The sequence below is a fragment of the Paraburkholderia nemoris genome (genome assembly GCF_905221015.1).
In the GTDB taxonomy this organism is placed as follows: Bacteria; Pseudomonadota; Gammaproteobacteria; order Burkholderiales; family Burkholderiaceae; genus Paraburkholderia; species Paraburkholderia nemoris.
The window spans coordinates 1-10,553 of record NZ_CAJNBO010000069.1; the positions used below are offsets into that span (position 1 = coordinate 1).

At 61.4% G+C, this 10,553-nt stretch carries 14 protein-coding genes and 1 pseudogene; 4 read left to right on the forward strand and 11 right to left on the reverse strand.

Annotated features, from left to right (window positions below; genetic code table 11):
* On the forward strand, positions 1 to 408 hold a 408-nt coding region (locus KHO33_RS41195), incomplete at its 5' end, for a hypothetical protein (RefSeq protein ID WP_407946227.1).
* A 50-nt stretch (positions 409 to 458) separates the two neighbouring features.
* On the opposite strand, the gene KHO33_RS43090 is transcribed toward KHO33_RS41195, so the two are convergent.
* From KHO33_RS43090 to KHO33_RS41225, 7 genes are all read right to left on the reverse strand, one after another.
* The gene (locus KHO33_RS43090; RefSeq protein ID WP_407946228.1) at positions 459 to 581 is read right to left on the reverse strand and encodes a hypothetical protein; all 123 of its coding nucleotides are present in this window, start codon (positions 579 to 581) and stop codon (positions 459 to 461) included.
* Entirely contained in the window at positions 578 to 925 is a 348-nt protein-coding gene (locus tag KHO33_RS41200) for a transposase (protein WP_407946229.1), read from the reverse strand. The genes KHO33_RS43090 and KHO33_RS41200 overlap by 4 nt, the downstream gene beginning before the upstream one ends.
* A 533-nt stretch (positions 926 to 1,458) precedes the next feature.
* A complete protein-coding gene (locus KHO33_RS41205; RefSeq protein ID WP_200568577.1) occupies positions 1,459 to 1,944 on the reverse strand; it encodes a hypothetical protein in 486 nt (161 codons plus the stop codon).
* A 223-nt stretch (positions 1,945 to 2,167) separates the two neighbouring features.
* Entirely contained in the window at positions 2,168 to 2,332 is a 165-nt protein-coding gene (locus KHO33_RS41210; RefSeq protein ID WP_200568471.1) for a hypothetical protein, read from the reverse strand.
* An 11-nt stretch (positions 2,333 to 2,343) separates the two neighbouring features.
* Positions 2,344 to 2,766 (reverse strand): hypothetical protein, encoded by a 423-nt coding sequence (locus tag KHO33_RS41215; RefSeq protein WP_211629311.1) that lies wholly within the window; start codon positions 2,764 to 2,766, stop codon positions 2,344 to 2,346.
* Positions 2,767 to 2,914: 148 nt separating this feature from the next.
* Positions 2,915 to 3,166, reverse strand: a complete 252-nt coding sequence (locus tag KHO33_RS41220; protein WP_200568473.1) for a hypothetical protein — start codon at positions 3,164 to 3,166, stop codon at positions 2,915 to 2,917.
* Between the two features lie 406 nt (positions 3,167 to 3,572).
* Positions 3,573 to 4,082, reverse strand: coding sequence for a hypothetical protein (locus tag KHO33_RS41225; protein ID WP_200568474.1), 510 nt, complete (start codon positions 4,080 to 4,082; stop codon positions 3,573 to 3,575).
* An 11-nt stretch (positions 4,083 to 4,093) separates the two neighbouring features.
* Between KHO33_RS41225 and KHO33_RS41230 the strand changes: the two genes are divergently transcribed.
* Positions 4,094 to 4,849 (forward strand): SDR family NAD(P)-dependent oxidoreductase, encoded by a 756-nt coding sequence (locus KHO33_RS41230; RefSeq protein ID WP_200568475.1) that lies wholly within the window; start codon positions 4,094 to 4,096, stop codon positions 4,847 to 4,849.
* Between the two features lie 648 nt (positions 4,850 to 5,497).
* Here KHO33_RS41230 and KHO33_RS42515 read toward each other — a convergent pair.
* The 4 genes and pseudogenes from KHO33_RS42515 to KHO33_RS41245 all read right to left on the reverse strand — a co-directional run.
* Positions 5,498 to 5,692, reverse strand: a pseudogene (locus KHO33_RS42515) (IS110 family transposase); the annotation flags it as partial.
* Positions 5,693 to 5,804: 112 nt separating this feature from the next.
* Positions 5,805 to 6,383, reverse strand: a complete 579-nt coding sequence (locus KHO33_RS41235) for a sigma-70 family RNA polymerase sigma factor (protein ID WP_200568476.1) — start codon at positions 6,381 to 6,383, stop codon at positions 5,805 to 5,807.
* An 88-nt stretch (positions 6,384 to 6,471) separates the two neighbouring features.
* Positions 6,472 to 6,906, reverse strand: a complete 435-nt coding sequence (locus tag KHO33_RS41240) for a hypothetical protein (RefSeq protein ID WP_200568477.1) — start codon at positions 6,904 to 6,906, stop codon at positions 6,472 to 6,474.
* A 266-nt stretch (positions 6,907 to 7,172) separates the two neighbouring features.
* Positions 7,173 to 7,388, reverse strand: coding sequence for a hypothetical protein (locus KHO33_RS41245; protein WP_200568478.1), 216 nt, complete (start codon positions 7,386 to 7,388; stop codon positions 7,173 to 7,175).
* A gap of 523 nt (positions 7,389 to 7,911) precedes the next feature.
* Between KHO33_RS41245 and KHO33_RS41250 the strand changes: the two genes are divergently transcribed.
* Together KHO33_RS41250 and KHO33_RS41255 are read left to right on the forward strand one after the other, a co-directional pair.
* Positions 7,912 to 8,130: a transposase gene (locus KHO33_RS41250; protein WP_200568479.1), complete on the forward strand. Its 219-nt coding sequence runs from the start codon at positions 7,912 to 7,914 to the stop codon at positions 8,128 to 8,130.
* Between the two features lie 230 nt (positions 8,131 to 8,360).
* Positions 8,361 to 10,553: ESPR-type extended signal peptide-containing protein (locus tag KHO33_RS41255; protein ID WP_267916083.1), on the forward strand; the 2,193-nt coding region annotated here is incomplete at its 3' end.

The following is a 10,553-nucleotide window of genomic DNA, read 5'->3' on the forward strand; positions in this document are numbered from 1 at the left end:
GTCGTCATCGTGTTCAATGACCCCATCAACGGCTTCACACTTCCCGCCACGCGGTCCGCAAAAATCACCTGGCGCAATGCACGGGTGGCCGCCATCACCGCGTCCCCCATGGCTGAGGCCCAGCCTTTCGACGACGCGCTTGCCCTGCTGGAGCAACTGCAGGGCGAGTTCAGGAAAGCCGGCTGGAAGCCAGCCGGTGCGGCATCGTGGTTTGACACGACGTCCGCGGGCAGGCTCGCGCTTGGGCACGCAAGCCTGCCGGAGCTCCAGCAGGGAAACACGCTGGAACTGGCGGTGCCGCACCGGTACGCGATGCGTCTTGGCTTCCGGTGCTGGGACTACTGCAGCTTCGGGCCGAACGGGTACACCCGCTATCGCATCGAGGTCGACATCGGGTCGTCCCCCTGACGATGGGACGCGGGCGATGCGCAGACGGGCATCGCCCGCCATGAGGCCGCTCACTTCTGGGGCGCTTCAGCCGCCGCCTGCACCTTGCCGCCGGTCAACCGCTCGTGATGCTGTTTCCACTGTTCAACCAGATGGCGGCGGGATTGCGGGGCGGAGAGCAGGAATGTGTTCATTCCTGAAATGAAGTGCTGCCGGTTGTGTTCCTCCAGGTCCGAGAAAGCGAGCAGCGCCTGGTATGCCGCCGAGGTCTCTTTTTTTGCCATCTGATTTGCCACCTGAAAATCCCCCGATGAACGTATCCGTGAGCCGGCCAATGCGTCGACCACGGCCCCCCTGAATCGTGCCACTGCCAGAAGCGCCGGTGACACGGTGCACCGGGCGCATACCGCGCTGGCACCTTCGCCCATGCCGAGCGGGTGAACATCACCCCCAGCACGCCGTTGAGCACGGCACGCGTATCGGCCACCGGACGCCCGCTGTCCGGCCTGCAGCGGCGCGACACGCGCCCATTGCTCATCGCCCAGATCACGAAACGGTTCCATCGTGCACGCCCTGTTGAATTAAGCGTAACGTACAGAACGGCATCCCGCTGTGGAATAGGACCAGTCGGAAATGTCAGAAACTGTTTTTTCCTGGGCGCGAAGGCGGGGGGCTGGCTGACGCTGGCGAGCGCGTGAGGCGAGACGTTCCGGTTGCGGGCAGCGTCAGGCCTGGCCACGTGCGTCGCGACCACCCGCTCACGGCCGCTGGGGACGACCGGAAAAGGGGGGCGAAAAATGAGGGTTGCGCGGTTTCGATCCTGGAAAGGAAATCAGGGGCCGCAGACGCGACATCACCACAAGGGATGATGCTTCCGTTGCAGGAGGTGGGGGTGCCTTCGCAGCGCATCCAGGACCCGGTTGGGGCCAGGGCGGTGCGTTGCGCACGAAGCCCGATCCCTGCAGACGGTCGCCCCTGAGCCGGCCGTACAGGCCGTTCGCTGTCTCACCTGGCCTGCATCAACCCCGCGATGATCAAGACCACGGCACGCGGCAGCACGCGCACGAAAGCTCAGTCATAGCTGAGCACGACGGTGAGCGCCCTGCCGGCTGACAGCGGGTCTCCAGGTTTCGCGCCCAGCAGCAGCGTCGCGCCGTTGCTCCCCACGTGATAGCGCCCATCGGGCGCCGGCGCAACCACATGACCGCGGCCGTCGGCAAAGCGTGCTGCGGGCATGTCGGGCGCAGCGGCACCCGCGAGCGATGCGGTGGCGCCATTCACCTGCCATGAGACATCCACACCCGGGACCCCGCCTGATGGCACCCTGAACGTGACCGCCACCATTGAGGCTGAAGCGCCTGCCTGGGTCGTGACGCGCACGGAGGATGCCGGCGGGAGGACGACGCTGGACACCTCGAGCGCGGGCGCGACGATCATGCCGGTGAAGTAGATGGTGCCGCCCGTCGCAGCCCCTGCGCTGTGCAGGCCGCAAGACATCGCCGTCATGGCGAGCAGCGTATGGGTGCGCCATCCGGTACCGCGGGCCTTTGCTTTCATTTTGAACTCCTTATGAGGCACCCTGCCCACTGCCAGCCAGCGGGTCCGCGTGCTCAGGCGTGGCAACGACATGCATCAGATCAGTCTTAATAATATCTGGTATGCGCCCCCGGCAAAGGGGAACCGGACGGGAAAGGCATCCTGATTTGTACTATGTCGCGATGCTGTCCGTGCGGCAGTATTCTTCTGGGTTCTGGATGAGACGGGTCCGGAAAACGGCGTGCTACCGGGCCGCTGGCCGGCTGACGGCCGATTCGGGCACGGCGAGCGTGCCGCCGTGCCCGACGATGTCGTCGACGAGGTTGTTGTCGCCTTCGATATGGATCACCGTGTAGCCGATGAACAGGACGGCCGCCAGCGAGGCCGCGATCAGGCGGAGGAATTTCATGCAGTTCACGCTCAGTCCTCGAACATCAGCCGGGTAGGGTGAGCAAGGGCGGTACTCTGGGTGTAAAGACGGCACCCATAGCCAGCAGTCGATAGCGCAGTCGTCACACTGAGTTTCAACGCAGCATTGCGGCTGGTCGCGTAATCGACCGGCCCGTTGAGCAGCGCAACACTGCTGACGCAGCCGGCGTTGGTGGTGTCTGAAGCGAGATTGTCGTAACCGCCACCCTGGAATGAAGGACGCGCACCGATGGGTACAGGCAGCGTAACGGGCAGGACAAGATAGGTCTCGCTACCGTAGATGAATACCTCGCCGACAACCGAATTCGACCCGGCCAAATAGATCACAAACGCCTTGCGATAGCAGCGCAACAGTTCTGCTTCAGAGGGGCGCCGCATGAACGAGAACGCCGCGACACCGGGCACGATCTGCACCTGTCCCAGCGTCCCGCCGGGTTGGAAGTCGATCAGGAAACCCGCCCGCCTCGAAGGGGACGTTACTGACCGTGACGGGACCGGGTTGCGCCACGCTGGGCGGCAGATTGTTCATGCCGACGGAGATACGTCCGAGCGCCGAACCCGTTCACGACAGCGTGTATGACCCGCCTGCCACCGATGCCGGGTCGATGAGCTGCCGCAGCGGTGTCGACCCCGTGATGGTGACTGTTTCCCGCGGGTCTTGCGCGGACTGCACGGACTGCACGGACTGCACAAAGGTATAGGTTTTACGGACCTGTTCCTCATAGCGGTTAAAAAGATTTCTTGAGCCGAATGGGAGTTGCCGATAGGCGCCGCTGAGAGATAGTTCCGTGCGTAATTCGCGGAAGCTGGACACGCGTTTCGCGTAAAGGTGGACAGCAGATTCTCGGGCATGCGTCGCTGCTGACCACGTCGATCTACGCGCGTGCCGGCGAGCAACGCATGCTGGAAGCCGCCGCCCGGTGTTTACGCCCATGATGCACCTGCCGCGGCCAATGACGGGGGCGCGGGAAGCTCCACGGACGCCGGATCCATCGACCAGGTGGGCCGTGCGCCTGAGCACGCCGTAACGGCGTAACCGGGTCACGCCAACGTCTACGCGCTGCGCCCCGGCGCACAGCGGGCGATCGCGCCGGCTATACCGGCCGGCGAGAAGATCGCGACCATCATGTTGTGCGCATCATGGTGGAAAACAACAGAAAATTCGTGCGCGGCAAAAAGCGCGCACGCGAAAATATCGAACGCTGGTGCCTGGCGGAATATCACGCGAAGCGACTGCCGACCGACGAGCACGAGCTGCAGGTTCCCGACACTACACGACCGATGACGAACTCGACAGCATCATGGACGAGCTGCTCGGCGATATTGCGGTGGAAGCCGACGACCGGCACTGTTTTACCGAGTGTGATGCCTGTGGTGGGTTGCGATCGATCATGGTGAGCGGACCGGGCCATCGACAACAGGATCCGCAGTGCCATCTTTTGGTAGCATCCATCTGGAAAGCTCATCTGATTGACCGCTGGGTAGTTTCTCGTCTGGTACAGCGGAGGACTTAACCGAATTGCCCGATGAAGCGCGTGTGTGATTCGCCTAGGGGCCGCCCCAGACAGTTCGGGCAGATCGATGACCGGGACCGTTGCAAGCGTCGGATAACAGCGACGCGCGAAACGGGCATAGCTGCGGATGGCGCCGGCATGCCCGAAGGCGAACCGCCGAATCGGCGTGAGCGGAGCGGCCGGATTCGCAATCGCTTTATTTTTTAACCCTTTCACCAGAATCCATCATGTTCGCCACCGATCTTTTTAGCGGCGAAAACGGGATTGTTTGCATCAGCGGCGCCAGTCGCGGCCTCGGCAAAGGTCTGGCCATCATGTTTGCCGAGCGGGGCGCTCATGTTGTGGTTGCGCCCTGGGATCAGGCTGAACTCGTCGTTGCCCAGACAGAACTGGCCGCCAAGGGATTGAAGATGGAAACCGTTGCCTCCGACGTTTCGGATCCGCGCGCGTGCGAACAACTCGTCGTTCACACCGTGAACCTGTTCGGACGCATCGACACCATGATCTGCAATGTCGGCATCGACACGATAAAGGCGGCTGAAGATTATGAAAACGGTGAGTGGGACCGGATTCTCGATGTCAACCTGAAGGGCGCCTATTTCTGCGCCAGGTATGCGGGCCGTGCGATGCTCGCTGAGGGCAAGGGCAGCATCATCATCGGCGTCGCCAATCGCCGGCAGCTCCGGCATTCCAGGGCTTACGCCCTACGCGGCATCGACCAGCTCGTGAGAACGAAGGGAGTCGAATGGGCACAAAGAGGTGTAAGGGTGAATGCGGTTGCTCCGGGCTACATCAACAATTTCATGGACGGCGTGGACACTACATCCCCCTCGCCCTATCAGCAGCGAGCGATGACACGCACATCGATGGGACGGCGCGGTGAAATCGCCGAATTCGGGGGCTACATCTTTCTGGCGATTGCCGCGTCGTCATACATGACTGAAAAAATCCTTTACGTCGATGGTGGATGCCACGCTGGATAAAACGCTGGCAATAGGCATTGGTCCAGTGTTCTGAGTTTAAAAATTCATTGAATTATGGTTGCCATGTAGTAAGACTGCCCACCAGTCTTGTCGCTGTCCCACGCTGCCCACGCCCCTTGAACCTCCGCTTTCTCGGCATCCTTTCTAATGCGCCCTTTCGGCATCATCACATAGCAGTCTTGCCACGTTGGTAACGGGTCATCATCCGGGTCGTCAGTGATGCAATCCGGACTGGGTATATCGACGTATGTGTGCCCAAACTGCGTTCGACGGATCGTTGCACGCCACGAACACCACCGCTGGCCGTTCACGGAAACCGGCTCGCCTCCTTCGGGACGGGGTTTGTCAAGACATCCGCAGGACGGTCAGTGCAGAGTCGCCGGCATCGGTTTTCAACATTCGGTTCATGATGGGTTTGAATTTCCTGAGGGCGGCGTAGCAGTAAGTCTCGACGGTGGATCACGCTTCTATGAGCGGATTGGTTGCCGCATTACAGAGGTCCGTCTCATAAGTCTGTCGCTTCCTTGCTACGCAAGTCAGCTGATGCTGTTGCCGAACGCGGACGCGGGGGCGCTCGAATACCGGGCTGCACCGCCCTCAGGAAACTCTTTGATGGCTGTAAGCCTGCTGAGTAGTGATGTCCTCCTTTCACTCCGGTAGCGTGCGGTGTGGCGTGGCCATGCTCATGCCCAACCGCCCAATGTCCCTGATGAAGTCGACCAGTCCGCAGGCGATAGCGATGATTGCAACATGTGCGTTCTTGCCTTTGGCCACAAGTTTGCGGAATCGTCCGCACAACCGCAATTGCGCATTCCATGCCCGGTCGATGATCGGTTTCGGTAGCGCGTGTCCAGTTGCGGAATTTCCGCTGCTGCGGTGAAGTCTTCACGCGCAGCGCCGACCGTTTTTCATCTGTCTTTTTTTGACAATTACGCGTCATCTTGCCGTTCCACGGTCACGTTCCGGCTCGAAGAACCTTTTCGGTCAGGCACGTGCGCAGCCGCGCGCGATAGATTAGAACGCTGCAACGGTTTGCGCTCAACTGCAGCTCGGCGCAAATCTCGGCGATGTCGAGATTCAGAAATTCCCGCATCATGAATACGCGCCCGATATGTTCGGTTAGCTGATCAAGGCAGATCTCGAACAACTGCCAGAACCGCTGTTGCTGCAACGCCGCTTCGGGCGACGGCCACTGATACGGTTTCCCGTGCACCGTCCAGTGCCCGTTGTCCCTGAACAGTTCGCGGTCGAGCAGCATTTCGCCGTCGAATTCCGCTCCGAGCGATGACAGGTTCACCGTGCGCTGTCGTGCACGCAGCGTGTCGACCAGCTTGTGCCGCAGGATGCCGAACACCCAGGTTTTATGCTCCGACTGGCCGGCGAACTGGTCGGCCTGTGCCCACGCGGCGGTGAGTGCTTCCTGGACAGCGTCTTCAGCCGCCGCCGCATCGCGTAGCTGCAGGCGGGCGAAGCGCAGCAGATCGCCCCCCAACCGCACGAGATAGAGGAGATCATCGGGTGATGGTTGACGCAAAGCAGCTCACCGAAGCGGTTTCACAGATGATGTCGGAACAGGAAATCCCGTGTTCCGCCGCCCGATTGCCAGTCAGACATTGGCGTTCTCAGCACGCAGACGAAGCCTCGATTTTTGACATTCCCTGCGGGGCCGTGACGATGGCCTTTGCGCAGTCTCCTTCCTTCAGTTCGACATTGCTATTGATTTTCAGGACCTGACGATCGGCGGTTGTGAGCTCGTATTCGTAGATGTTTTGTGTCTTTGGCGGATGACTGAACTGGCTCGTCAGATCGAGCCCCAGACCGATGCCGCCGAACCCACCACCGCCACCGCTGATGGCGCCCCCGCCCATGCCCGCGGTGACGGGCGCGGGCGATGGCTGGTCGACGCTGGCGAGCAGCTTCTTGCCGGTGATGCGACCCGTCTCTATCCACGAATCGGATGACATCCGCTGGCTTGCCGGTCCGGCACAGCCAGACAGTCCCAGAAAAATCGCGGAGATCGCGAGGACGGCATTGGGAAAACTGTTTTTCGTTGGCATCACAAAATCTTGCTGTAATGAAAGGAGTACGTGGTATTTCCCGCCCCACGCGGCGAGTACTGCTCCTGACGAGGTTACCGCCTGTCAGGGTGGCAACCAATACAGCATGGCGCCGGCCAACAGAGCGATTGCCGGGCGTGCACTGAGCCGTGCCCAGTCAGTCACCATCCGCATGCAACAACAACAGCCAGGTACGGCGGCACGCGAGCGGCGTGCTACGCCGATAGTCCGTGGTGAACAGCGATGTCGACCGGGAACGCGGAACCTTAACGCGCCATTTGATCGTCGTGATTCCCGTTGGCCATCTGATCATGGTGCATCCGGTCATCACGGGCATCGCGGTGCATGCGCTCGCGTTCATGCACGCGATGCTGAGCGGCTGCGCGATGCGCATCGGCTTCGTGATGATCGTAATCCTGCGCGAACGTGCTACCGGCAAGCGTGAGGGAAAGGAAAGCAAGCGCGACAAGTTTCGATTTCATTCGTGTTATCTCCGTAGATTTGGGAAGGATGTCCATGAACATCCTTCCGGTTAACGACATACGGAGGACGATCGCTGACAGGTTTCAGAAAATTTACAATCCTCAACAATTACAAAATCAGTTAAACAGCAGAAGGAGCGGCGTTCACCGTCCCTTTCCCCGGACGCGGTGTGCGATTTCCGCGCGAGCGGCTCCCAAGTCCGTTGTTTCCGCACAGGGGGCGGTGCGCCAGTTAATGATTTCCCGCCCTACGCCAATGACCATCCCACGCCGGCGCCCGAGTGTCATACGGCACGATGGAAGATGTGTTGTCATGCCTGGTGCTGGACACGGCATGCTGGCACGACGCATTTCTCGGCAGGTGATTTTCCCCCTGATATATCGGGAATTGTCCTGCATAACTAAAGATCAGATCCGTGTGACGCCGGTTCCGTACCTTCTTTCGGGCTGTTTGTTTGCGCGGTTGCCTGACGGGAGCGGTGTGAATCGAGAAGTTCACGCACCGTTCTGAGAGAGGCCGGAGGTGAAATTCCTCCGGCCTACTGAGCACAACCTCCACTGTGTGCTTGATGTGACCTTTGGCGAAGACCAGTGCCGTGTGCGCGTGGGCAACGTCGCGCAGAACTTCGCGATCCTGCGCCGTATCGCGCTGGATCTGGTCAAACGCGACACGAAAACCAAGGTCGGACTCAAAAAACCGCCGACTCAAGGCCGCTATCCGGCCGAGATTCTTGGTTGGTAAGGCCCTTCATGCAATCGAGCCTAGCCACCCAAAGCGATGATATTAAGACGGGTCTCAGTTTAATTTCGGTGTATTAGGCCGAGTCTTACATTCCTGTTGCGGCAAGCAATTTAAAGTTCAGTTATGCGCTCATTGAGCGTAACTTGGCTGCCTCGAAAAAGGACTACCAGATGTTCCGGTGACTTAGTCGATTGGCGTCTGTCACCTCTATCTGGATTCTAGATCACATTATGAATAAGTCTTATCGCGTTGTATGGAATGCCTCCACCGGGACGTGGAGCGCTGCATCGGAATTCGCTAAGGGGCGTAAAAAGTCGTCGTCGCGGCGCATTCTGAGCGCTTTGCTGGCGCTGGGCGTTGCAGCGGGTGGGCTGGTCTTTGCCGACAGTGCCTCCGCCCAAGTCACCGCCACCAACCCTGCGGGTACCGTTAGTAACATCTGCGACATCGCCATCGGAAACAATTCATCGACGGTGGGATCGCCGGTTGGGGCCTGCGCCACGGCGATCGGCAACTCTGCGACCGCGACCGGGGTCTTTTCGAACGCGATCGGCTACTCCGCCCAGGCGGGCGGCGACTATTCGAGCGCGATCGGCCCCCTAGCAGTCGCGAGCGGTATCGAGTCGAACGCGATCGGCTTCCAAGCAGTCGCGAGCGGGCAGTATTCGAACGCGTTCGGAACCCAAGCAGTCGCGGGCGGGATGTATTCGAGCGCGATCGGCACCCAAGCAGTCGCGAGCGGGATGTTTTCGAGCGCGATCGGCCCCCTAGCAGTCGCGACGGCGGGGTACTCCGTGGCACTGGGCTCGTTTTCGACGACCACGGCTGATCTGACGGCAGCGGGCTACAACCCGGGCAGCGCTACGCTGTCGGGCACGGCGTCGGTGGAAAACGGTGAGGTCTCGGTGGGTTCGGCCGGTGCGGAGCGTCGCATCACGAACGTCGCCGCCGGTTCGGCGGCGACGGACGCGGTGAACGTGAGCCAGTTGCAATCGGAAGACGCGAAGGTCAACCAGAGCGGCTCGACTGCGGCGGCGGCGTTGGGTGGTGGCTCGACCTACGACGCGACGACCGGTGCAATCAGCGCGCCGTCGTACACGATCGGCGGCAGCACGTTCACCAACGTGGGCGGAGCCCTGACCAACATTGATGGCCGGGTGACGCAGAACACGACGGACATCAGCACGATCAACAACTCGCTGACGACCATCAACGGCACGCTGGCTGACGCGGTGCAGTACGACTCGCCGGCTCACGACAGCGTGACGCTGGGTAACGCGGGCACGCAGGTGACGGTGACCAATGTGGCAGCGGGCGCACTGAGCGCGACCAGCACCGACGCTATTAACGGCAGCCAGCTGTATGGCGTGAGCAGTTCGGTCGCGAGCGCTCTGGGTGGCGGCTCGACGGTGAATGCGGACGGCACGGTCAGTGTGCCGAGCTATACCGTGGGCGGCACGACGGTCACCAGCGTGGGCGCTGCGGTCACCAACATTGACGACCGTGTGACGCAGAACACGACCAATATCGCGCAGAACACCTCGGACATCACGAACCTGACGACCAGCCTCAACGATGGTACGACAGGTCTGGTGCAGCAGGACGCGACCACCCGGAACATCACGGTGGCGAAGGACACGGACGGCACGGTGGTGGACTTCGCCGGCACGGCGGGTTCCCGGGTGCTGACGGGCGTGGCTGCGGGTGCGGTGAACGCGACGAGCGTGGATGCCATTAACGGCGGCCAGCTGTATGGCGCGAGCAGCTCGGTGGCGAGCGCCCTGGGTGGCGGCTCGACGGTGAATGCGGACGGCACGGTCAGTGTGCCGAGCTATACCGTGGGCGGCACGACGGTCACCAGCGTGGGCGCTGCGGTCACCAACATTGACGACCGTGTGACGCAGAACACGACCAATATCGCGCAGAACACCTCGGACATCACGAACCTGACGACCAGCCTCAACGATGGTACGACAGGTCTGGTGCAGCAGGACGCGACCACCCGGAACATCACGGTGGCGAAGGACACGGACGGCACGGTGGTGGACTTCGCCGGCACGGCGGGTTCCCGGGTGCTGACGGGCGTGGCTGCGGGTGCGGTGAACGCGACGAGCGTGGATGCCATTAACGGCGGCCAGCTGTATGGCGCGAGCAGCTCGGTGGCGAGCGCCCTGGGTGGCGGCTCGACGGTGAATGCGGACGGCACGGTCAGTGTGCCGAGCTATACCGTGGGCGGCACGACGGTCACCAGCGTGGGCGCTGCGGTCACCAACCTCGACGGCCGCGTGACGCAGAACACGACCAATATCGCTCAGAACACGACGGACATCACGAACGTGCAGAACCAGCTGTCCAGCGGCTCGATCGGTCTGGTGCAGCAGTCGGCTGCGGGCCAGAACCTGACCGTCGGCGCAAGCACGGAC

Bases quoted from the DNA above. Each gene is read 5' to 3' on its own strand.
- KHO33_RS41240 (WP_200568477.1), bottom strand. From the start codon at position 6,906: ATGCCAACGAAAAACAGTTTTCCCAATGCCGTCCTCGCGATCTCCGCG.
- KHO33_RS41210 (WP_200568471.1), bottom strand. From the start codon at position 2,332: ATGAAATTCCTCCGCCTGATCGCGGCCTCGCTGGCGGCCGTCCTGTTC.
- KHO33_RS41245 (WP_200568478.1), bottom strand. From the start codon at position 7,388: ATGAAATCGAAACTTGTCGCGCTTGCTTTCCTTTCCCTCACGCTTGCC.
- KHO33_RS41200 (WP_407946229.1), bottom strand. From the start codon at position 925: ATGAGCAATGGGCGCGTGTCGCGCCGCTGCAGGCCGGACAGCGGGCGT.
- KHO33_RS43090 (WP_407946228.1), bottom strand. From the start codon at position 581: ATGAACACATTCCTGCTCTCCGCCCCGCAATCCCGCCGCCATCTGGTT.
- KHO33_RS41230 (WP_200568475.1), top strand. From the start codon at position 4,094: ATGTTCGCCACCGATCTTTTTAGCGGCGAAAACGGGATTGTTTGCATC.
- KHO33_RS41205 (WP_200568577.1), bottom strand. From the start codon at position 1,944: ATGAAAGCAAAGGCCCGCGGTACCGGATGGCGCACCCATACGCTGCTC.